Below are 21,243 nucleotides of genomic sequence, written 5' to 3' on the forward strand. Positions count from 1 at the left end.
GTGGCCCACCACCGGGACAGCTCCAGATGCCCGGCACAATGGCGTGCCGGGCATCCGGCTTTCCCGTGTCTTTTCTCTGGTACGCCGTGGGCCGCGCCCCACCGGCCCCACCGGGCCGTCGCCCCGGGGTGAGCGGTCAGGCGGACAGGACCTGGGCGATCGCGAGGGTGTGCTGGTACTCGCGCCAGTGAGCGAGCTTGCCGTCGCGGGTGCGAAGCACGCCGATGAACGGCGCCGCGGCGGTCACCCCGGTGTGGACGTGGGTGCCGACGAGTTCGTACTCGACGACGATCACGTCCGGGTCGGCGGTCACGTGGACGGTCACGTGGCGGCAGTCGCCGAACCGGACCGGGAACGACGCGTGGCCGGCCTCCGTATAGGCGATGACCTGCTCCTTCCCCTCGGTGCGGACCGGTTGCCCGGGCGCGGCGAACGGCGCCTCGAGCACCACGTCGCCGGCGAGCACGGCGGGGTCGAAAGTGCTCTGGTCCGCCAGCCATCGAGCACGCATCAGGGCGAAGATCTCGGTCGGTGTCACGGCGATACCTCCTCGGCTAAGCTGAGTCGGCACTCAACTTCAACCGACAATAGTGAGTGGAGACTCAACTTGCCAGTGGATCCGCCGCTGCGCGCCGACGCCCAGCGCAACCGGGCACGCATCCTGGACGCCGCGGAGGCGGTCTTCTCCGAGCTCGGGGCGGGCGCGTCGACCGAGGAGGTGGCACGCCGGGCGGGCGTCGCCATCGGCACGGTGTTCCGCCACTTCCCCACCAAGGACGACCTGCTGGCCGCGATCATGAAACGGCTGCTGGCCCGGCTGGCCGCATCGGCCGGGCGGCTCGGCGGCCCGGACGGGCTGTTCGAGTTCTTCACCGGCATGGTCGCCGAGGCCGCCGGCATCCGGGCCGTCGTCGATCTGCTGGCCCGGGGCGGCACGGACATCCGGCTGCCGGACGCGGTCGGGCCGCTCACCGCGGCGGTGGGCGAGCTGCTCGGTCAGGCACAGGAGGCCGGCACGGTCTCTGACGGCGTCCGGCTGCCCGAGGTGATGGCGTTGCTGGTCAGCGTCAGCCAGGGGGCGCTGTACGGCGGATGGGACGCGGAGCTGCGCACCCGTACCCTCGCGGTGGTCTTCGCGGGCTTGAAACAGCGTTCCTGAGCCGCCGCGCCCTCAGGGCCGCCTCAACGCGCGCGAAGCCGCCCGGAGAACCAGCCGGGGTCGACCTTCAGCCGCCGAGGCCGGCGTACAGGAACGTGGTGAGGGTTTCGATCATCTCGTCCTCGCCGGAGGCGGGGATGGCGCCGGTGAACCAGGCGGCGGCGACGGCCGAGATCGTGGTGGTGAAGAGCGACGCCGCGACCAGGGGATCACCGTGCAGATCGAGGCCGGCGAGATGGCCGGCGATGTGGCGCAGGTCGGGCTCCAGCATCTCCCGGGAGCGCCGCGCGAACTCCTCGTCGACGATGGCGGCCTGGTGGAGCGCGGACATGACCGCCCGGTGCCCCCGGTAGAAGTTCCAGTAGACGGCGACATGCCAGCGGACCGCCTCACGGTCGCGGAAGTCGTCGAGATGACCGGCCAGCTCCGCGCTCGCGTCACCCTCGGCGAGCAGGTCGGCGAGCAGCGCCTCGAGCAGTTTCTCCTTGCTCGTGAAGTGCTTGTAGAACGAGCCGGTGGCGCGCCCCGCCTCCGCCGTGATGTCGGTGATCTTGGTGTTCAGATAGCCCACCCGCTCGAACACCCGGATCGCGGCCGCCTTCAGCTCCGCCTCGGTCTGTGCAGCCTGCTGCCTACGTGCGCCGACGACCACCGCTCATCCCCCTCCCGCCTTGACGGAGGTTATCAGCGACCCTATGGTGAATTCATGTTCACTGAATCTGGATTCACCGTAATTGCCGGCGCCGGGCCCACCGGCCTCACCCTCGCCCGCCAGCTCGGCCGGCACGGGGTGCCCTACCGGATCGTGGAGAGATCGCCGCGGCCGTTCGACGGATCTCGCGGCAAAGGACTCCAGCCGCGCACCCTCGAGGTCCTCGACGACCTCGGGCTGATCTCGCGGTTCCTCGACGCCGGCGGCGAATACCCCGCGCTGCGGGCGCACCTGCCCGGCGGCGGCACACACGACTTCCGGCTCGACGAGCCGCGTGAGGCGACGCCCGCGGTGCCGTACCCGAACATGCTGATGGTTCCGCAGTGGCGCACCTCCGCCCTGCTGGCCGAGGGCGTCCCGGTGGAGTTCGGCGTGGGCCTCACCGGCCTCACCCCGACAGACGACGGCGTACGGGTCACGCTGGACACCGGCGAGACCGTCGACGCGCGTTACGTGGTCGGCGCGGACGGCGGCGGCAGCACGGTCCGCAAGCTGCTCGGGATCGGCTTCGAGGGCGAGACCCACGAGGAGGAGCGGATGCTCATCGCCGACGTCAGACTCCGCGGCCTCGACCGGGGCCACTGGCACGTGTGGCCGTCCGGGGAGCGGTCGTTCCGGCTCGGGCTGTGCCCGCTGCCCGGCACCGACTGGTTCCAGCTCACCGCGCCACCGTCCACGATGTCCGCCGCCGAACTCGTCGCATCGGTGGATCCGTCGATCACGGTCACCGAGGTGGGTTGGACATCGGAGTTCCGGGCCAACATCCGGATGGCGTCCCGGTTCCGGGCCGGCGACGTCTTCCTCGCCGGCGACGCCGCCCATGTGCACCCACCGGCCGGCGGGCAAGGACTGAACACCGGTATCCAGGACGCCTACAACCTGGGCTGGAAGATCGCCACCGGGAACTCCGCCGTTCTCGACACCTACGAGGAGGAACGCCTGCCGGTCGCGGCATCGGTCCTGGGCGTCAGCAGCCACCTGCACCGGCGCCACGTCGAAGGCGCCGAGGACGCCATGCGCCGCGACGACCCCGTCCTGCGGCAGCTCTCCCTGAACTATCGGGGCGCCGCCCTGGCTCGCGACCACCGCCCACGGCCGGGTCTGGTCCAGGCCGGTGACCGGGCGCCCGACGCGCCGCTCTCCGCCGGGCGGGCCGGTGATGTGCCGCTCTCCGCCGGGCGGGTCTTCGATCTGCTGCGCGGGGCGCACGCCACCCTGCTCGCCTTCCACTGGTCCGAGACGCTGCCCGAACTCCCGGTCCCCGTCCATCACGTCTCCGAGGCGGCCTCGGCCTATGACGTGACCGGACCGGCCCTGTTCCTGATCCGGCCGGACAACTACATCGGCTGCGTCACGCACGAACCGGCCGACGTCCTCGACTACCTCAAGCAGATCACTCCCTGACCCCGGTCTCCTTCGACGGAGGCGAGGACCTGCCCGGGAGGCGCCGGCGGGAGGCCACGGCAACGAGAAGGACGACAGCCGCACCGGCCAGCAGCGGAACCCGGTCGCCGAGGGCGACGAGGGCCGCGCCGAGCGGGATGGTCAGCGCCAGCGGGCCGAACATCGCCGTGTTGCCGGTGGCCGCGACCCGGCCCAACCGGTGCTCCGGGGTGCCGGTCTGGATCGCGGTTACCGCCGCGACCAGCGCCCACGGCAGCCCGGCCCCGGCCAGCACGCTCCCGGCGACCATCATCGGCCACCAGGGCAGGGACCAGGCCACGCATGCGGCCGCGAAGACCACCGCGCCCAGCCCCGCCACCCGGGCGGCCGGCATCCGGGCCAGCAACCGGCCCACCAGCAGCCCGGCGACGATCGAGCCGGCGCCCTGTGCGCTGGAGAGGAAACCCAGATGGGTGGCGGGCAGGCGCAGACCGTCGACCAGCCGGGACAGGACGGCGGCGTTGGTGAGGCCGGACACGGCGATCGCCACCGTCGCGAGCAGCACCGGCGTGCGCAGCGGCTCCCGGGCCAGCGCGACCAGCCCGGTGCGCACGCCGGCCCATCCCAGGCTCACCCGCTCGCTCCCGTCTGCCGCACGCGCCTCGCCCACGCCGTCCCCGCCCACGCCGTCCCCGCCCACGCCGTCGCTGCTCAGGCCCTCGCCGCCCAGGCGGAGCAGCGCGTACAGGACGCCGCTCGCCAGTGGCAGGGCGGCGCAGAGCAGGACCACCGGCACCGGGCCGGACCACGCGTAGAGGGCCGCCCCGGCGAGCGGCGCCAGCAGTTTCATGCCCTCCTGCGCGCTCGACCGCCACCCGTTGACGTCACCGAGCAGGCGGGCCGGCAGGGCGGCGGGCAACAGCGCCGTCTCCCCGGCGTCCACGAGCACATAGCCGACGCCCCGCACCAGCAGCACCACGTAGATCAGCCAGGCGTCCTCCGGCGCGTCGACCGTGAGCAGGCTGAGCAGCGCCAGCCCGAGGGAGAGTTCGGCGGTGATCAACAGGGCGCGGCGGGGGAAGCGGTCGACCAGGGCGCCCAGCCAGGGCGCGGCCAGGCTGGGCGCATAGATGCCGAGGGCGGCGAGCGCCGCCAGACCGGCGTTGCCGGTCAGATCGAGGATCCAGATGCCGGCGGCGAGGGTCATGGCGGTGCCACCGAAACCGGACAGGACCGAGATGAGTACGAACAGGGCAGCGTTCCACCCTGTGCCGCGTCTGGCCGGCGCCCTGACCGCCGCAGAGTTCTGTCGCATGTCGCACCCCTATCGCCCGACTAAAGACTTGAGTGATGAGGACTCATATCTTGGATGTCGGCACGGCCCGCGTCAACTGATGACGAACGCCTCCCGCAACCGCTCCACGGCCGTTCGCAGCTCCGCGGGCAGGGACGGCGCCTCCGGCCCGGCCAGATCGCCGAGGACGGCGGCGACCAGGTCGTAGAGAGCGCCGGCCGGAGCATCGCCGGCGGCGGCGAGCGTTTCCCGGACCAGGGCGGCGCGGGTGAAGCGACCGTCCCAGCGCCGGTCCGCGCCGATCCTGCGGTGCAGGTCGATCGACCTCTTGCGCAGTTCGGGGACGCCGGGACCGTACCCCCGATCGAGTTCTCGCCGATGCGGCAGCGAGGCGCGCTCGGACGCCTGGGCCAGCCGTGCGCGGCGCTGCTCCGCCGCCTGGCGGCTCGCGAGGCCGAGTGCGGCGGCGATCTCCGTCCAGGTCGCGCCGCCGCGCCGGGCGCGGTCGATCAGTTCCAGTTCCTCCGCGTCGAGCCGGGCCCGGCGAACCCGGATCGCGCGCAGTTCTTCCCACTCAGGCACGGTCACTACTCTAGTAGTTGTCAACCATACGTTGACAACCGAAGCTCGATGCCGTCGAGCAAGCGAGCCAGGCCTTCCACGGCGACGAGGGCCTGCTGCCTGGGTCGCCTCCGCCGCGAGCGCCTGGCTCGGCTGGACTGTCCCGCTGCTGCTCGCCGAGTGGTGGTGGGAACGTGACCGCGCCCGCCGGCCCGCGGCCCGGCCGCGCCCGGCCACCACCGGCGACCGCGACCCGGTCACCGTCGCCTGATCACATCCGGCCATGGCGGACGATCCGCCGTGAGGCACGCCCCGTCCTGAGATCACCTCCCGATCGGCGTGACAGGGCCGCCGCCGGCGAAACCGGCCGCCTCCGGGGAAAGCAAGAGGCGGCCGGCGGGTCCCCGTGAAACCCGCCGACCGCCCGTTCAGGGAAGCCCTGCTGCCGTGTCCCCAGCCGTCGGCGGGATCGGAAAGTGTCAACCGGAGGGACCTCAGGCGAGGGAGGCCGTCCAGACCGGGGCGAACGGCTTCACGCGCAGCGGCATGCGGGCCTCGGCCGGGGTGCGGTCGCGCTTGCGGTTGTTGCAGCGCCCGCAGGCCGCGACGGTGTTCAGCCATTCGTTGCGGCCGCCGCGCGAGCGGGGCAGCACGTGGTCGATGGTCGAGGCGGCCTCGCCGCAGTAGGCGCACCTCCGCCCGTCGCGCACCAGCACCCCGGCCCGCGACCACGCCGGACCGCGGCCCCGCCGCCACCGCGTCACCACGTAGGACACCAGTCGCACCACGGTCGGCACCGGGTAGACCCCGATCCGGTTGTCCTGCTGGGCCTCGTGCACCACGGCGACCTGACGGAACAGCATCCGGATCGCGTGCCGGAGGCTGACCCGGTGCAGCGGTCCGCAGTCGGCATTGAGAACCAGAACCGCACTCATTTCGTCACCCCCCGGAAAATCATTTGCACAAGACGAATCCACAGCTCAGGGACGTTCCTGACCCGGCGGATCCGCTGAAGAAAAAATAGGCCCGACATCGATCACCGACAACCGAATAAACCGTCACCGAAACGCCGGGCACGCGGCGGCAGCGCCGACAGGGCGAAGAAGCGCCGACCGGTCAGCGGAGGGCGGCGCGGACCGCGGCGGCCAACTGGATCAGGCCGATGACCTGCAGGATCAGCCAGATCGCGACGGCGACGGTGAGCACCGGAACCGTCCAGCCGGGCGAGACGAAAGCCGCGAGCGGCGCGAGGATCAGCCCGGTGACGGTCACCGCGACCCTGGCCGGGCGCTCACCGACGGTGACTGTCCCGATGTCGGGCATTCCCGCGACCGCCGCACGGGCCCGGAGGTACTCGTGCAGCCAACTCGCCGCTCCCGCGATGACCACCAGCCAGCCGGGCACCCCGGCCAGCCAGAAGGCGGCCAGCCAGGCGGCCTCTCCGATGCGGTCGGCGACCGAGTCGTAGACGAACCCGCCGCGGGTGACGCGGCCGGTGATCACCGCGACGGCGCCGTCGAGGCCGTCGGCGGCGGCGGCGAGGAGCACCAGCACGGCGCCGCCCGCGAGGCCGGGCACGCCGGCCGGCGCCGCGAGCGGCACGGCCAGGCACAACAGCAGCCCGGCGAGGGTCACCGCGACCGGTGCGACACCCTTACGGCCGAGCCAGGACCCGATCTCGTACGCGCCACGCACCCATCCCCGGACCAGCGGCGAGGCCCGGCGCGGATCGAAGCCGCCGTGCAGCCCGGACCACGCGGTGGCGTACTCGTCCCAGGTCACGGCGCCACCCGGAGTATGATGCCGGGCCGGCGGGGTGCGCGGGCGGGCCGGGTCGCCATCGACTGCGGAAGATCTGCGCGAGACCGGTCAGGCCACGGCCGCGATCTCGGCGGGGGCCAGGTGCTGCCAGACCTCGCGGGTCGCGGTGGAGCGGTTGAGGGTGATGAAGTGGATGCCGGGGATCCCCTCGGCGAGCAGGCGGGCGCACATCTCGGCGCACGTCTCGATGCCGAGGGCGCGGACCGCCTCCTCGTCGCCGGCGAGCTGTTCGAAGCGGCTCAGCAGGGCGGGCGGGAAGGGCGCCCCGGAGAGCTGCACCGAGCGTTCGATCGTCGCCATCCGGGTGACGGGCATGACACCGGGCAGGATCGGGGTGTCGCACCCGGCCGCGGCGACCCGGTCACGCAGGCGCAGGTAGTCGTCGGCGTCGAAGAACATCTGGGTGATCGCGAAGTCGGCGCCGGCCCGGCACTTGCGCACGAAAGCCTGGGTGTCGCTCTCGACGTCCGCGGAGCGGGGGTGCTTGTAGGGGAAGGCGGCCACGCCGACGCTGAAATCCCCGGACTCGCGGATCAGCCGCACCAGGTCCTCGGCGTAGAGGACGCCGTCGGGGTGCCGGACCCACGCGCCGGTGGGGTCGCCGGGCGGGTCGCCGCGGACGGCGAGAATGTTGCTGATGCCCGCGCCTGCGAGGCGCCCGATGACGTTGCGGAGCTCGGCGACCGAGTGGTCGACCGCGGTCAGGTGGGCCATCGGCAGCAGGGTGGTCTCGCCCGCGACCCGCTCGGTGACGGCGACGGTGGTGTCCCGGGTGGTGCCGCCCGCGCCGTAGGTGATCGAGACGAAGCTGGGGCGCAGCGACTCCAGCTCGCGGATCGCCTGCCAGAGCAGCTGTTCCCCGGCCGGAGTCTTGGGCGGGAAGAACTCGAACGAGAACGTCGGCGCCGGACCGCGGACCAGATCACCGACGGACGGGGTGCCGGGAAGCCGGGAGGGAAGACCAAGAGCCACACCGGAACTCTACCGGCCCGGCAGCCCCGATTGATCCGGCCGGACGGCCGGGACCCGGCCGTCGGTCAGTGCTGTTTCCGCGTCACTGATACAGCACTGACCGCCGGCTGGAGGGCCACCGGGGGACGGGACCGGCTGAACCGGGTGATCTGGCCGGGCGAGGCCGCCCGGCACCGGATAGCGTCTTCCGCGTGACGATTCCTCCGCTCGAGCGGGCCGGTCTGCGGCCGCGTGTCGACAAGGCGCTCTCCGGTTTCCTCGCCACCGCGCGCGAGCACCTGCTGGAGATCGACTCGGCGCTGGCCGGTGTGGCCGACACGGTGTCGGCGTTCGTGCTCGGCGGTGGCAAGCGACTGCGGCCGGCGTTCGCCTACTGGGGTTTCCGGGGAGCGGGCGGCCCGGATTCGGACGAGGTGGTGGCGGCCGTCTCGGCGCTGGAACTGGTGCAGGCGAGCGCGCTGATCCATGACGACCTGATGGACCGGTCGGACACGCGGCGCGGCGAACCGTCGGTGCACCGCCGGTTCGAGGTGCTGCACACCGCCGAGGGGTGGCGCGGTGGCGCGGCCGGGTTCGGTGACTCGGCGGCGGTGCTCCTCGGCGACCTGGCCATGGTCTGGTCGGACGAGCTGCTGCACACGTCGGGGATGGGCCTGGCCGAGCTGGCACGGGCGCGGCCGGTCTTCGACCGGATGCGGACCGAGGTGACGGTCGGGCAGTACCTGGACGTGCTGACCCAGGCGACCGGTGACACGTCGCTGGAGCGGGCCGGCAAGGTGGCACGGTTCAAGTCCGCGAAGTACACGGTGGAGCGGCCCCTGCTGCTGGGTGCGGCGCTCGCCGGCGCCGGGCCGGAGATCCTCGCCTCGTACACGGCGTTCGGCCTGCCTCTCGGTGAGGCGTTCCAGATGCGCGACGACGTACTGGGCGTCTTCGGGGATCCGGTGCAAACCGGTAAGCCGGCCGGCGACGACCTGCGCGAGGGAAAGCGGACCTATCTGGTGGCGGCCGCGTTCGGAGCGCTGGGCGAGGCCGGGCGGGCGGAGTTGGACGCCGCACTCGGCGATCCGGGGCTCGACGACGCGGGGGTGGAGCGGCTGCGGGCGATCATCCGGGACTCCGGAGCGCTGGCCGCCACCGAGGCCCGGATCGACACGCTGAACACCGAGGCGCTGACCGCTCTGGCGGAGGCGCCGATCGACGACGAGGCGCGCGCGGTGCTGCGGGCGCTCGCCGACGCGGCGACCCGCCGGACGGTCTGACCAGCCGATGTGTGCGTGAGATCCGGGCGTGGAGCGCGCCCGGATCCCACCCGCGCGTCAGAAGCCGAGCGCCTGCGCGCGCCGTTTCGCCTCGCGGGCCCGGTCGCCGCCGAGGGCGATCGCGGCGTTGCCGCCGAGGCTCTCGTCCGGTTCGTAGAGCCACCGGAGGGCTTCTTCGTCGTTGTACCCGGCGTCATGAAGCAGGTTGAGCACACCGGGTAGGTGCTTGAGCACGGTCTCGTTGGCCACCAGTTCGGCGGGCACCACGCGGACGCCGTCCCTGCGCACCGCGAGGAGCGAGCCGTCGCGGATGTACTGGTGCACCTTGCTGATCGGCACGCCGAGCATTTCGGACACATCCGGCAGGTTGATCCAGCCGGAGGGGCCGGTGGTTACGGGTTCGGTCACCGGTACAGGGTGCCAGACCAGAGCGGAGAACAGTTGATGAGCCTGTGGCGCAACGTCCGAGGCGAGATGGCCGGCGCATGGCGGTCGATCTGTTACGACCTGGGCCGCCGCCCGGCCGAGCGGGATCCGGGGCCGGACGTCACTTCGACGGGATTGAACACGTTCCCGGGGTCACTGGTCGACCTGCCGGCCGGGCCACCGGAGACGGACGCCCGGCCTCCACGGCGATTTGTCGCTGTTACCGCCTTCTGCGCACTCGCCGCGTGCGGCGCGGCCGGTTCGTACATCGTGGCGACCACGGCCTTCGCCGGGCGGATGAGCGACACCACGGTCGCCGCGGCGGCGCCGCCGGGAGGGCACGAGGCGCAGGACGAGGCGATCCGCGGCGGAATGGCGGGCATGGGCCGGGTGCCGCAGACGCCGGGGAGGCAGCGCGCCGTCCCCACGCCCACGGTGACGGCGACGAGCGGGGCCGTCGGTGTGGCGGTCCCGCCGCAGGCCACGGCGACCCGGTCCGCCGCCAGAGCCGGCACGGGCCGCACCGCGGGCGGCACCACCAAACCGGTCACGGTCGATCCCGAATGCCACTGCGAGACGCCGCCGGTGCCGACGCCCACCGCACCGTCCGACCCGTCCGCCTCGGCGTCCGTTTCCGCCTCCCCGGCGGCGAGCGACTCACCCTCGCCGAGCACGAGCGAGTCGCTCTCCCCCGCCCCGGACGGCATCGCCCCGAGCGCGGACAGTGACCGACATCACCGCAGGCACCGTCGCTGACAAAAGCGTAATATCCGTTTTGCGGATCCGTATGACGTCAATCGGCGCTGGTCACACGCGTTTGCGTACCCGTTTGGACTCAGCTGTGACATCCTGGGTCGCCCTCACTGGAAAGACACATACACTTCACGCCGATGGACACCACAGTCGCCGATACGTTGATCGGCACAACGATTGACGGGCGCTACCGGATCACCGGTCGCGTCGCCCGTGGTGGCATGGCGACCGTCTACCGGGCCACCGACGAGCGGCTGGAGCGCACCGTCGCTCTGAAGATCATCCACCCGTCGCAGGCCACCAACGTCCACTTCGTCGATCGGTTCACCGACGAGGCCAAGACGATCGCCCGCCTGACCCACCCGAACGTCGTGGCGGTCTACGACCAGGGCCGCCACCAGGGTCTCCCCTACCTGGTGATGGAGTTCGTGCAGGGCCGCACCCTGCGTGACCTGCTGGCCCAGCGCACCCGGCTGAGCCCGGTCGAGGCCTTGGCGATCCTGGAGCAGATGCTCGCCGCGATCGCCGCCGCGCACCGCGCCGGCCTGGTGCACCGCGACGTCAAGCCGGAGAACGTGCTGGTCGCCGAGGCGCCCAGCGGCGGCACGGCCGATCTGGTCGACGCGGTGGTCAAGGTGGCCGATTTCGGTCTGGCCCGGGCCATCGAGGCCAGCACGGTCGACGACACCGGCCAGCTGATGGCGACGGTGGCCTACGTGGCTCCCGAGCTTGTGCAGAACGGGCAGGCCGACGCCCGCACCGACGTCTACTCGGCCGGCATCGTGCTCTTCGAGATGCTCACCGGCCGGGTGCCCTACGACGGCGCCGAGCCGATCGAGGTGGCCTGGCAGCACGTCGACAACGACGTCCCGGTGCCCTCGTCGATCGTCCCCGGCCTGCCCGCGATCCTGGACCGGCTCGTCGCCCGGGCCACCCGGCGTGATCCGGGTTCCCGTCCGACCGACGCCGGCGGGCTGCTGACCGAGGTGCAGACCGCCCGCGACGGCCTCGGCGTCGCGCACGCGGAGGCCGCGACCGCGATGATGCGCCCGGTCCCCGGTGTGCCCGGCAGCACCGACGCGACGAGGATCGTCCCGGCCATCCCGTCGGCCGACGCCACCGCGCTGGTGCCGGCGGTCCCGGCCGGCACCTACCAGTCGTCACATCGGCCGTCCTGGGCCCGGCTGCCGGAGCAGGGCAACAGCCGTAACGCTCCGTACCGCCAGGTCGCCGCCCCGCCCGTGGGCGGGGGCGGCTTCTTCTCCGACCGTCGCCGTCTCGTGCTGACGTCTCTGGTCGCCGTGATGGCCGTGGTCGTCCTCGGCAGCGCCTGGTGGGTGACGATGGGCCGCTACACCGAGGCGCCCACGCTGCTCACGATGAGCCAGGATCAGGCCACCCAGCTCGCCAAGCAGCAGGGCTTCGACATCCTCGTCGGCGAGAGCAAGTTCGATCTCAACGAGCCCATCGTGCCCAAGGGCTCGGTCCTCGAACAGAGCCCCGGCCCGCAGGAGAAGATCGTCAAGGGTGACAAGATCACCGTCATCCTGTCGCTCGGCCCCGAGGTGCACGCGGTTCCTGAGCTGGAGGGTCAGGAGCTGACCTTCGCCAAGGCCCAGCTGGAGTCGCTCAAGCTCGTGGTGAAACAGGGCAAGGGCTTGTACAGCGACACCGCCCCCGAGGGCGTGGTCCTCTCCACCGATCCCAAGGCCGGCACCGAGCTGAAGCCCGGTGACACCGTGACGCTCGTGCTGAGCAAGGGCAAGGCCCCGATCACCATCCCCGACCTGGTCGGCGAGAACGTCAACAACGCCCGCACGATCCTCGCTCAGCGTGGCCTGAAAGCCGCCGAACAGTCCCAGGAGAGCAACGAGCCGGCCGACACCGTGCTGGCCCAGTCGCCCAAGGCGGGCACCGGCGTGGAGAAGAACGCCCAGGTCACCCTCACGGTGAGCAAGGGTCCCGCACAGATCACCCTGCCCGACGTGACCAACCAGCCGTGCACCCAGGCGGCGGCGGCGCTCCAGCAACTGGGAGTCCAGGTCCAGACGAACGGTGACCCGAACCAGACAACCCGGCAGATGAACCCGGGCCCGGGAAGCCAGGTCGCCCCGCAGAGCGTGGTCCAGTTGGTGTGTTTCTTTTGATCAGGCGGATCGGCTCACACACGAAGACGTCGGGCGGGCTGGCCAAGGCCGCCCTCCCCTACGTCGACGCCGCGGGTTCGGAGACCCTCCAGGTGTACGTCTCCAACTCCCGCGGCTGGGCTCTGCCCGCCGGTGACCCGAAACAGGACACCCTGTTCCGGGACGGCATCGGTGAGCGCGGCCTGCCCGCCTACATCCACGCGTCGCTGCTGGTCAACCTCGGCTCACCGACCGAACTGACGGTCGAGCGGTCGGTGGCCACGCTGGAGCACGCCCTTCAGCGCGGTAAGGCGATCGGCGCGACCGCCGTCGTCTATCACGCCGGCAGCGCGGTCGACGAGGAGCACGGCGAGAAGGCGCTGCACCAGCTCCGCGAGGCGCTGCTGCCGCTGCTGGACCGGGCGGCCGCCGAGGGACTGCCGAGACTGCTGGTCGAGCCGAGCGCCGGTGGCGGCCGCAGCCTGGCGTCGAAGGTGCAGGACCTGGCGCCCTACCTCGCGGCCGTCGAAGGCCACCCCTGGCTGGGCGTCTGCTTCGACACCTGCCACGCCTGGGCGGCCGGGCACGACCTGGCCACTCCCGGTGGCATGACGGAGACGCTGGACGCCCTGGTCGCGGCGGCCGGGCCGGGCCGGCTCCAGCTGATCCACGCGAACGACTCGAAGGACGAGTGCGGCTCCACCAGGGACCGGCACGAGACGATCGGCAAGGGCCTGATCGGCGCGAAACCGTTCGCCGAGCTGTTCGCCCATCCGGCCACCGCCGGGGTGCCGGTGATCGTGGAGACGCCGACGGTCGGGCACGAGGGCCACGCCGCCGACATCGAGCTGCTCAAGAGCCTGCGAGAGGGCTTGCCGGAGGGCTTGCCAGAAGCTCCCGGAGCCGAAGCGCGGGCTCCTCGCTGATCGGGGTGCGCAACACCTCGACCCGGTGAACCAGCCGGGGCGCCGTGATCGGCACCCCGGCCAGGCCGGGTTGGCGGGCCACGATCGCGGCAGGCAGCACCGCCAGCCCGTGCCCGGCCGCGATCAAGCCGGTCAGCACCGTGACCTCGGCGCCGTCGTAACGCAGGCCGGTCCGCAGCCCGTCGACGGGGAGCCGGGTGTACGGCGCGACCGCGGGCGCGTCGATCCAGTAGGCGTCCGCCAGATCGCCCAGATCGAGGCCGCCGCGCCGGGCGAGCGGGTGACCCGCCGGGACCGCCACCACGGCCGGGCTCACGGCCACGGAGACCGCGCCGGCCTCGGGCAGCGGCAGCGGGTCGCTGGGCGCCACGAAGCCGTCGACCAGCCCGAGGTCGATCTCTCCGGCGGCCGCGGCGGCGACGATCCGGTCCCGGTCGGCGACCAGGACGCGGCAGTCCAGCCGGGCCGCATCGGCGCGGAGCCGGGTCAGCGCCGTGGCCACCGGGGACGACCAAGCGAGTGGGGTGAGCCCGAGGATCAGACGGCCGGGCGGCGAGTCGGCGCGGGCCACGTCGGCCCGGGCCGCGGCGAGCCGGGCCAGGATCAGCGTGGCGTGCCGGCGCAGGCGCTCGCCGGCCGAGGTGAGGGCGACCGGGCGGCGGGTCAGCAGGACGGTGCCGAGGTCGGCCTCCAGGACGGCGATCTGCTGGGAGACGGCCGACTGGGTGTAGCTGAGCCGCTGCGCGGCGGCGGAGAACGAGCCGGTCTCGGCGACCGCGATGAAGGTACGTAGCAGGTGCGGGTCCACATCAGCAATGCTAATGCCGTGGTCACTTCTGATCGTTGGACGTGATGTCCGCCAGCCGAAAGGATGGTCGCATGAAGACGATCGCCCTGGTCGGAGACCGCTCACCGGCCGTCCGCGCGCACACCCGCATCCCGGTCCTGCTCGACGTCCTCCGGGACGACGAGGACCTGGACGTCTACTGGATCCCGACTCCGGACGCCGAGGACCCGGCGGCCCTGGACGGGTTCGACGGAATCTGGCTGGTGCCGGGCAGCCCGTACCGCAGCATCGAAGGAGCCGTGACGGCCGCGCGGACCGCCCGCACCGGCGGTGTGCCGTTCCTCGGCACCTGCGGTGGCTTCCAGCACGCCATGCTGGAGTTCGCCCGCAACGTGTGCGGTTTCAGCGGCGCCCGGCACGCCGAGTACGGGCCGGCCGGCGACGACGAGCTGATCGTGCCGCTGGCCTGCTCACTGGCCGGGCACGAGGCCGCGGTCGATCTGGCCCCCGGCTCGCTCGCCGAACGACTGCTCGGCGCCGCCCGGACCGTCGAGCGTTACCACTGCAGTTACGGTCTCGACACCGCCCACCTCGGTCTGCTGGCCGAGCACGGGATGCGGTTCACCGGCCACGACGACACCGGCGCGGTGCGGGCGGCCGAACTCCCCGGCCACCCGTTCTTCCTGGCCACCCTCTTCCAGCCGGAACTCGCCGGCGACGGCACGGACCCGCACCCGCTGATCCGCGGCTTCGTCCACGCCGCCGCCCGCCGGGCCGCCGGTCACCTCGCGGTGTAGCCGGACGCGGCGGCCGTGGCGGAAGACCGCTGCCGCCGGCCGGCGACGGTCAGGTCAGCAGTTCGGAGAGCACGTCGATGGCCTGGTCCATGGCGGCGTCGTCGAGGTCCAGGTGGGTGACGAGCCGCGCGACGCGCGGCAGCATCGCCGCGATCAGCACACCCCGCTCGGCGGCGCGGGCGGCCAGCGTCGGCGCGTCCAGGTCCGATTTCGACAGATCCAGCGGTACGAGGTTCGTCCGCACCTTCTCCGGATCGACCACCCCGAACGGGGCGAGGGCCTCGGCGATGATGCGGGCCCGCTCATGGTCCTCGGTGAGCCGCCGCAGGTGGTGATCGAGGGCGTACCGGCCGGCGGCGGCGAGGATGCCCGCCTGCCGCATGCCGCCGCCCATCCGTTTGCGGATCACCCGGGCCCTGGCGATCCTCTCCCGGCTGCCGACGACGAGGGAGCCGACCGGCGCACCGAGCCCCTTGGAGAGGCAGACCGAGAGGGTGTCGAACAGGGCGCCGTACTCGGCCAGGCTCACCCCGTCGGCGATGTGCGCGTGCCAGATCCGGGCGCCGTCGCAGTGCAGCGTCACACCGCTCGTGTCGGCGACCGCACGCAGATCCTGGAGTGTGGAGAGCGGGATCACCCCGCCGCCGCCGAGGTTGTGGGTCTGCTCGACGGCGATCGCCGCGGTCGGCACCGACGGGAAGCCGCGCGGGCGGATCATCCCGGCGATCCGCTCGGCGTCCAGGGCGGCGCCGTCGGAACCCCAGGTGCGGGTGGAGATGCCGCCGAGCATGGCGGCGGCGCCGAGCTCATAGGTGACCACGTGCGCGTCGGCCCCGGCCAGCAACTCGCCGCCGGGCGGGACGACGAGTTGCAGGGCGATCTGGTTGGCCATCGTGCCGGACGGGGCGAACAGCGCCGCCTCGTGCCCGAAGAGATCCGCGACGTGAGCCTCGAGCGCGTTGACCGTCGGGTCGTCGCCGAAGACGTCGTCGCCGACGGCCGCGCGGGCCATCGCCGCCCGCATCCCCTTGGTGGGGCGGGTGACGGTGTCCGACCGCAGATCAGCCACGAAGCATCTCGGCGACGAGGAACGCCAGCTCCAAGCTCTGCTGGGTGTTCAAGCGCGGGTCGCAGGCCGTCTCGTAACGGCCCGGCAGGTCGAGGTCCTCGATGCCCTGGGCGCCGCCGAGGCACTCGGTGACGTCCTCGCCGGTCAGCTCGACGTGGATGCCGCCCGGGTGGGTGCCGAGCCCGCGGTGCACCTCGAAATAGCCGAGCACCTCGTCGACGACCCGGTCGAAGTGGCGGGTCTTGTAGCCGTTCGACGACTCGTGGGTGTTGCCGTGCATCGGGTCGCACTGCCAGACGACCTTGGCGCCGGTGGCGTTGACCTTCTCCACGATCGTCGGCAGGACGTCGCGGACCTTGCCGTTGCCCATCCGGCTGATCAGGGTGAGCCGGCCGGGGATGTTGTCGGGGTTCAGCTTCTCGCACAGCTCGATCGCGGTCGAAGGCTCCGTGCCCGGACCGATCTTCACACCGATCGGGTTGGCGATGCGGCTGATGAAGTCGATGTGCGCGTGGTCGAGCTGGCGGGTCCGCTCGCCGATCCACAGGAAGTGGCCGCTCAGCCCGTACGCCCGGCCGTCGGAGACGCGGGTGAGCGCCCGGTCGTACTCCAGGGCGAGGGCCTCGTGCGAGCAGTACAGGCTGACGGTGCGCAGCGCCTCGCTGTCGGTCATGCCGCAGGCGCGGATGAAGTCGAGGGCGCGGTCGATCTCGCGGGCGATCGCCTCGTAACGCTCGCCGGCCGGGGAGGCGCGGACGAAGTCCTTGTTCCAGTCGTGCAGGCCGTGCAGGTCGGCCAGGCCGCCGGAGAGGTAGGCGCGGAGCATGTTCATGGCGGCGGCCGAGTTCGCGTACGCCCGGATCATGCGCTGCGGGTCGGCGACCCGGGCCGCCTCGTCGGCCTCCAGCGAGTTGATCATGTCGCCGCGGTAGGCCGCCAGGCCGAGCGAGTCGGTCGGCGCGGAGCGGGGTTTGGTGTACTGCCCGGCGACCCGGGCGACCTTGACCACCGGCATCGACGCGCCGTAGGTGAGCACGACCGCCATCTGCAGCAGCGTGCGGGCGTTGGCCAGCAGGTGGCTCTCGGTGTTGTCGGCGAAGGTCTCGGCGCAGTCACCGCCCTGGAGCAGGAACGCGCGGCCCTCGCAGACCTCGGCGAGCCGGTGCCGGAGTTGGTCGACCTCGTAGGGCGCGACGATCGACGGCACGTTGTCAAGGACCTTGCAGACCTCGGCGACCTCGCCCATGTCCGCCCAGGGCGGCATCTGCACGCGCGGCAGGCTGCGCCAGCGGTCGAGGCCGAGAGCGGAGTCCTCGGCGGAGTCGGTGGACGGGCGGGACGTCTGGAGAGCCGGGTTGCCCACCCCGGGGTGACTGAGCTGATGCCACTCGCGGCGCATATCGGAAAGCCTACGGAAGAGGGGCACCGGGGCTGCGCCCGGTGCCCCTCTTCTCACAGGGTGACTACAGATTGCCCTTGATGGCGGTGATCAGCTCACCGTTGGTGGTGTCACCGGAGAGCTCCCAGAAGAACGCGCCGCCGAGACCCTGGTTCTTCGCGTAGGTCATCTTGCCGGCGATGGTCGACGGGGTGTCGTAGCTCCACCAGTTGTTGCCGCAGAAGGCGTAGGCGGTGCCGCCGACCGTACCGGTGGGCGGGCACTTGGTCTTGAGGACCTTGTAGTCCTCGATGCCCGCCTCGTAGGTGCCGGCCGCGGCGCCCGTCGCGGAGCCGCCCGGCGCCGCCTGGGTGACCCCGGTCCAGCCGCGGCCGTAGAAGCCGATGCCGAGCAGGATCTTGCTGGCCGGAACGCCCTTGCTCTTGAGCTTCTGCACGGCGGCGTCGGAGTTGAAGCCGGCCTGCGGGATGCCCGGGTACGAGGTCAGCGGCGAGTGCGGGGCGGTCGGGCCCTGCGCGGCGAAGGCGCCGAAGTAGTCGTACGTCATCGGGAAGACCTTGTCGAGCTTCGCGATGCCGGCCGCGTAGTCGGCCACGTCGAGCTTGCCGCCGTTGCTGCCGTCGGCGGAGATCGCCGAGGTGATCAGGTTGTTGCCGCCGAACTTGGTGCGCAGCGCCGAGATCACGTTGGCGTACGCGGCCGGGCCGCTGGTGTCACAGGTGAGACCGCAGGCGTTCGGGTACTCCCAGTCGACGTCGATGCCGTCGAACACGTCGGCCCAGCGCGGGTCCTCGACCAGGCGGTGGCAGGAGTCGGCGAACGCGGCCGGGTTCTTGGCGGCGTCGCTGAAGCCGCCGGACCAGGTCCAGCCGCCCATCGAGTAGATCACCTTGAGGTGCGGGTACTTCGCCTTCAGCTTGCGGAGCTGGTTGAACGAGCCACGCAGCGGCTGGTCCCAGGTGTCCGCGACGCCGTCGACGCTCTCCGCGGCGGTGTAGGCCTTCTCATAGTCGGCGTACGAGTCACCGATGCTGCACTTGCCGCCGGTGGTGTTGCCGAAGGCGTACAGGATGTGGGTCAGCTTCGCGGCGGAGCCGGACGTGTCGATGTTCTTCACGTGGTAGCCGCGGCCGTAGACGCCCCACTCGGCGAAGTAGCCGACGACCCACTTGTCGCCCGTGGTGGGCGGGGTGGTGGGCGGCGTGGTCGGCGGGGTGGTGGGCGGGGTCGTCGGCGGAGTGGTCGGCGGCGTCGTGGGAGGCGTGGTGCCGCCCTCACACACACCGCTGTCGGCCCAGACGGCCCACTGGGTGCTGTTGGTCGCCGGGGACTCGTTCTGGGTCCACCACTTGGCGGTGTAGTTGTGACCGGCCTGCGAGGCGACGTTGCCCTTGACGTAGACGGCGCTCGAGGACCAGGGGGTGGCACAGGCGGCGGCGGCGGACGCCTGGGTGATCGGAACGGCGACGCCGGCCGCCAGAACGATCACGCCGGCGATCAGCGCCCGACGGGGGGTTGTACGCAACGGATGTCTCCTCAAACAGTTAGGAAACTTTCCAATGAGAGGGATGAGGAGACGGTAGTCACATCGATTAACAACAGTCAAGCAACGTGAAGACCTTTAAGGTCTCTTTAACATCGCGACGCTGGATACGACGGGGTGCAATCGGGCGGACACACCCAGTAGTCTTCCCGTCATGACCATCTTCGACGTCAGCATTGGCGCCCTCACCGGTGGCGCGACCGAATTGGACCGTTACCGCGGGTCGGTCGTCCTGGTGGTCAATGTGGCCTCACGCTGCGGCCTGACCCCGCAGTACTCCGGATTGCAAAGCCTCTACGAGACCTACCGCGACCGCGGCCTGGTGCTGGTGGGCGTGCCGTGCGACCAGTTCGCCGGCCAGGAGCCCGGCACCGCCGACGAGATCGACGAGTTCTGCCGGGTGAACTACGGCGTGACCTTCCCCGTGACCGAGAAAGTCGAGGTCAACGGCTCCGGCCGGCACCCGCTCTACCGCGAGCTGGTCGGTGACGGCGACGACATCCAGTGGAACTTCGAGAAGTTCGTCGTCGCCCCCGACGGCACCGTGGCGGCCCGCTTCGCCCCGGGCACCACACCGGATGACGCCGAGCTGGTCGCGACGATCGAGAAGCTGCTGCCCCGCGGATGAGCATCCACGTGATCGGGGTCGACGCGTACGCGCTCGGCTGGGTCGGCGTCGAGTTGCGCGACGGCGCCTTCGGGCGCGCCGTCCTGGCGGCCACCCTCTACGAGATCGTCGCCGGCAGCTCGGGCGCCGCCGTGATCGGCGTGGACATCCCCCTCGGCATGCTGCCGGACCGCTGGCGGGCCGCCGACACCCTCGCCGCCGACCAGCTCGGCCCGCGCCGGGGCAGCGTCTTCCGGGTGCCGCCGCGGCCGGTGTGGCAGGAACCCGACTTCGCCTCCGCCAACCGGGTCTGCCGCGAGCTGACCGGGGCCGGCCTGAGCCGGCAGTCCTGGGCCCTGCGGCCCAAGCTGCTGGAAGCGAACGCGATCTGGGAACGGCACCCGAAACTGCTCTTCGAGGCTCACCCGGAAGTGTCGTTCCGCACCATGGCGGGCGAACCCCTGCCGTGGGCGAAGAAGACGTGGAGCGGCCAGGCCCGGCGCCGCGAGCTGCTCGCCCGCAACGGCATCGTCCTGCCCGACAAGCTCGGCCCGGCCGGTCAGGCGCCGCCGGACGACATCCTCGACGCGGCCGCCGTCGCCTGGACCGCCCACCGCGTCGCCACCGGCACCGCGCTCAGCCACCCCAGCCCACCCGAGGAGGAGAACGGCAGCCGGATCGCCATCTGGTACTAAAAAAAACCGCCTGCTCGGTACGGCCAGCGGCAGACAACCGCACCAGAGCCGTCCCCTGGCTCCCGCGCGGCGCCCGCCCGGCGAACGGCCCCGGCGCGCCTCTCGGGCTGATCGGCGGGGCTACTTCGCCTGGGCGGCGATCTCCCGGGCACGGTCGCGGGCCGCCTCCAAGGCGCTCGCCAGGGCCGCGCGGACCCCGTGGTTCTCCATCTCCCGGAGCGCCGCGGCCGTGGTGCCGGCCGGCGAGGTGACCGCCTCACGGAGCTGGACCGGGTGCTCACCGGAGTCACGCAGCATGGCCGCCGAGCCGACCGCGGTCTGCACGATCAGCTCCTGCGCCGTCCGGCGCGGCAGCCCGAGCAGCACACCCGCCTCGATCATGGCTTCGACCATCAGATAGAAGTAGGCCGGACCGGACCCGGAGAGGGCCGTGACCGCGTCCTGCTGGTACTCCGGAACCCGGACCGTCGAGCCCAGCGGCCGGAACATCGACTCCGCGAGGGCCACGTGCTCGTCGGTGGCGTGCGGGCCCGGGGAGATCGCGCTCATCGCCTCGCCGACCATGGCCGGCGTGTTGGTCATCACCCGCACCACCGGGGTGCCCTCGGGCAGCCGGGCGGCGAAGAAGCTGGTGGGCAGGCCGGCGCAGAGCGAGACGACGAGCTTGCCCGCGGTGACTCCCGGGGCGATCTCGTCGAGCAGCGCGGCGCAGTCCTGCGGCTTGACCCCGACCGCCACGATGTCGGCGCGCGTGACCGCCTCGGCGTTGCCGGTGACCGTCACGCCGTACCGCTCGGCCAGCTCGGCGGCGCGCGCCGCACGCCGGGCGGTCACCAGCAGGTGGCCGGCCGGGTGACCGGACCGCAGCAGGCCGGAGAGGACGAGTTCACCCATCTTGCCGGCCCCGAGGACGGCGACGGTGTGCTGGGACAACGCGGACTCCTCGATGGA

The 21,243-nt window shown here is 72.0% G+C and carries 23 protein-coding genes; 10 read left to right on the forward strand and 13 right to left on the reverse strand.

What is annotated here, in order from left to right; genetic code table 11:
* Positions 1 to 136: 136 nt before the first annotated feature.
* Complete coding sequence (locus tag QLQ12_RS04960; RefSeq protein WP_282757401.1) at positions 137 to 538, reverse strand: nuclear transport factor 2 family protein; 402 nt, start codon at positions 536 to 538, stop codon at positions 137 to 139.
* Positions 539 to 613: 75 nt separating this feature from the next.
* Here QLQ12_RS04960 and QLQ12_RS04965 point away from each other — a divergent pair, with 75 nt between their 5' ends.
* Entirely contained in the window at positions 614 to 1,159 is a 546-nt protein-coding gene (locus QLQ12_RS04965) for a TetR/AcrR family transcriptional regulator (protein ID WP_282757882.1), read from the forward strand.
* Between the two features lie 67 nt (positions 1,160 to 1,226).
* On the opposite strand, the gene QLQ12_RS04970 is transcribed toward QLQ12_RS04965, so the two are convergent.
* Positions 1,227 to 1,811 (reverse strand): TetR/AcrR family transcriptional regulator, encoded by a 585-nt coding sequence (locus QLQ12_RS04970; RefSeq protein ID WP_282757402.1) that lies wholly within the window; start codon positions 1,809 to 1,811, stop codon positions 1,227 to 1,229.
* 54 nt (positions 1,812 to 1,865) lie between these two features.
* Here QLQ12_RS04970 and QLQ12_RS04975 point away from each other — a divergent pair, with 54 nt between their 5' ends.
* Positions 1,866 to 3,275 (forward strand): FAD-dependent monooxygenase, encoded by a 1,410-nt coding sequence (locus tag QLQ12_RS04975; RefSeq protein WP_282757403.1) that lies wholly within the window; start codon positions 1,866 to 1,868, stop codon positions 3,273 to 3,275.
* Here the strand turns inward: QLQ12_RS04975 and QLQ12_RS04980 are convergent.
* Together QLQ12_RS04980 and QLQ12_RS04985 are read right to left on the reverse strand one after the other, a co-directional pair.
* Positions 3,265 to 4,569, reverse strand: coding sequence for an MFS transporter (locus QLQ12_RS04980; protein WP_282757404.1), 1,305 nt, complete (start codon positions 4,567 to 4,569; stop codon positions 3,265 to 3,267). The two genes, QLQ12_RS04975 and QLQ12_RS04980, sit on opposite strands and share 11 nt — an antisense overlap.
* Before the next feature lie 72 nt (positions 4,570 to 4,641).
* Entirely contained in the window at positions 4,642 to 5,130 is a 489-nt protein-coding gene (locus QLQ12_RS04985) for a hypothetical protein (RefSeq protein ID WP_282757406.1), read from the reverse strand.
* Between the two features lie 31 nt (positions 5,131 to 5,161).
* On the opposite strand from QLQ12_RS04985, the gene QLQ12_RS04990 reads away from it, so the two are divergent.
* Complete coding sequence (locus QLQ12_RS04990; RefSeq protein WP_282757408.1) at positions 5,162 to 5,380, forward strand: hypothetical protein; 219 nt, start codon at positions 5,162 to 5,164, stop codon at positions 5,378 to 5,380.
* Between the two features lie 223 nt (positions 5,381 to 5,603).
* Here QLQ12_RS04990 and QLQ12_RS04995 read toward each other — a convergent pair whose 3' ends face one another.
* The 3 genes from QLQ12_RS04995 to metF all read right to left on the reverse strand — a co-directional run bounded on the left by QLQ12_RS04995 (position 5,604) and on the right by metF (position 7,902).
* Positions 5,604 to 6,044, reverse strand: coding sequence for an HNH endonuclease (locus QLQ12_RS04995; RefSeq protein ID WP_282757409.1), 441 nt, complete (start codon positions 6,042 to 6,044; stop codon positions 5,604 to 5,606).
* A 181-nt stretch (positions 6,045 to 6,225) separates the two neighbouring features.
* Positions 6,226 to 6,891 (reverse strand): CDP-alcohol phosphatidyltransferase family protein, encoded by a 666-nt coding sequence (locus QLQ12_RS05000; protein ID WP_282757410.1) that lies wholly within the window; start codon positions 6,889 to 6,891, stop codon positions 6,226 to 6,228.
* A gap of 87 nt (positions 6,892 to 6,978) precedes the next feature.
* Positions 6,979 to 7,902: a methylenetetrahydrofolate reductase [NAD(P)H] gene (metF, locus tag QLQ12_RS05005; RefSeq protein ID WP_282757412.1), complete on the reverse strand. Its 924-nt coding sequence runs from the start codon at positions 7,900 to 7,902 to the stop codon at positions 6,979 to 6,981.
* Between the two features lie 191 nt (positions 7,903 to 8,093).
* Here metF and QLQ12_RS05010 point away from each other — a divergent pair, with 191 nt between their 5' ends.
* Positions 8,094 to 9,164, forward strand: coding sequence for a polyprenyl synthetase family protein (locus QLQ12_RS05010; RefSeq protein WP_282757413.1), 1,071 nt, complete (start codon positions 8,094 to 8,096; stop codon positions 9,162 to 9,164).
* Between the two features lie 57 nt (positions 9,165 to 9,221).
* Here QLQ12_RS05010 and QLQ12_RS05015 read toward each other — a convergent pair whose 3' ends face one another.
* Positions 9,222 to 9,572, reverse strand: coding sequence for an Rv2175c family DNA-binding protein (locus QLQ12_RS05015; protein ID WP_282757414.1), 351 nt, complete (start codon positions 9,570 to 9,572; stop codon positions 9,222 to 9,224).
* 36 nt (positions 9,573 to 9,608) lie between these two features.
* Here QLQ12_RS05015 and QLQ12_RS05020 point away from each other — a divergent pair, with 36 nt between their 5' ends.
* The 3 genes from QLQ12_RS05020 (at position 9,609) to QLQ12_RS05030 (ending at position 13,395) form a co-directional block, all read left to right on the forward strand.
* On the forward strand, positions 9,609 to 10,346 hold the full coding sequence (locus QLQ12_RS05020) for a hypothetical protein (protein ID WP_282757416.1): 738 nt from the start codon (positions 9,609 to 9,611) through the stop codon (positions 10,344 to 10,346).
* A gap of 134 nt (positions 10,347 to 10,480) precedes the next feature.
* Positions 10,481 to 12,490, forward strand: coding sequence for a Stk1 family PASTA domain-containing Ser/Thr kinase (gene pknB / locus QLQ12_RS05025; protein ID WP_282757418.1), 2,010 nt, complete (start codon positions 10,481 to 10,483; stop codon positions 12,488 to 12,490).
* The gene (locus tag QLQ12_RS05030; RefSeq protein WP_282757420.1) at positions 12,478 to 13,395 is read left to right on the forward strand and encodes a deoxyribonuclease IV; all 918 of its coding nucleotides are present in this window, start codon (positions 12,478 to 12,480) and stop codon (positions 13,393 to 13,395) included. The genes pknB and QLQ12_RS05030 overlap by 13 nt, the downstream gene beginning before the upstream one ends.
* On the opposite strand, the gene QLQ12_RS05035 is transcribed toward QLQ12_RS05030, so the two are convergent.
* On the reverse strand, positions 13,322 to 14,203 hold the full coding sequence (locus QLQ12_RS05035; RefSeq protein WP_282757421.1) for a LysR family transcriptional regulator: 882 nt from the start codon (positions 14,201 to 14,203) through the stop codon (positions 13,322 to 13,324). The genes QLQ12_RS05030 and QLQ12_RS05035 overlap by 74 nt on opposite strands.
* Positions 14,204 to 14,274: 71 nt before the next feature.
* Between QLQ12_RS05035 and QLQ12_RS05040 the strand changes: the two genes are divergently transcribed.
* Positions 14,275 to 14,979 (forward strand): CTP synthase C-terminal region-related (seleno)protein, encoded by a 705-nt coding sequence (locus QLQ12_RS05040; protein ID WP_282757422.1) that lies wholly within the window; start codon positions 14,275 to 14,277, stop codon positions 14,977 to 14,979.
* A 49-nt stretch (positions 14,980 to 15,028) separates the two neighbouring features.
* On the opposite strand, the gene QLQ12_RS05045 is transcribed toward QLQ12_RS05040, so the two are convergent.
* The 3 genes from QLQ12_RS05045 to QLQ12_RS05055 form a co-directional block, all read right to left on the reverse strand.
* Complete coding sequence (locus QLQ12_RS05045; RefSeq protein ID WP_282757424.1) at positions 15,029 to 16,048, reverse strand: threonine aldolase family protein; 1,020 nt, start codon at positions 16,046 to 16,048, stop codon at positions 15,029 to 15,031.
* On the reverse strand, positions 16,041 to 17,447 hold the full coding sequence (locus tag QLQ12_RS05050; RefSeq protein ID WP_282757426.1) for a class II 3-deoxy-7-phosphoheptulonate synthase: 1,407 nt from the start codon (positions 17,445 to 17,447) through the stop codon (positions 16,041 to 16,043). The genes QLQ12_RS05045 and QLQ12_RS05050 overlap by 8 nt, the downstream gene beginning before the upstream one ends.
* Before the next feature lie 64 nt (positions 17,448 to 17,511).
* Entirely contained in the window at positions 17,512 to 18,972 is a 1,461-nt protein-coding gene (locus tag QLQ12_RS05055; RefSeq protein ID WP_282757427.1) for a glycosyl hydrolase family 18 protein, read from the reverse strand.
* A gap of 172 nt (positions 18,973 to 19,144) precedes the next feature.
* Here QLQ12_RS05055 and QLQ12_RS05060 point away from each other — a divergent pair, with 172 nt between their 5' ends.
* Positions 19,145 to 19,618: a glutathione peroxidase gene (locus QLQ12_RS05060; RefSeq protein WP_282757428.1), complete on the forward strand. Its 474-nt coding sequence runs from the start codon at positions 19,145 to 19,147 to the stop codon at positions 19,616 to 19,618.
* The gene (locus QLQ12_RS05065) at positions 19,615 to 20,292 is read left to right on the forward strand and encodes a DUF429 domain-containing protein (protein ID WP_282757429.1); all 678 of its coding nucleotides are present in this window, start codon (positions 19,615 to 19,617) and stop codon (positions 20,290 to 20,292) included. The genes QLQ12_RS05060 and QLQ12_RS05065 overlap by 4 nt, the downstream gene beginning before the upstream one ends.
* Positions 20,293 to 20,412: 120 nt before the next feature.
* On the opposite strand, the gene proC is transcribed toward QLQ12_RS05065, so the two are convergent.
* Positions 20,413 to 21,225 (reverse strand): pyrroline-5-carboxylate reductase, encoded by an 813-nt coding sequence (proC, locus tag QLQ12_RS05070; protein WP_282757431.1) that lies wholly within the window; start codon positions 21,223 to 21,225, stop codon positions 20,413 to 20,415.
* Positions 21,226 to 21,243 lie beyond the last annotated feature (18 nt).

This window comes from Actinoplanes sandaracinus (genome assembly GCF_030009775.1).
GTDB classification, from domain to species: Bacteria; Actinomycetota; Actinomycetes; order Mycobacteriales; family Micromonosporaceae; genus Actinoplanes; species Actinoplanes sandaracinus.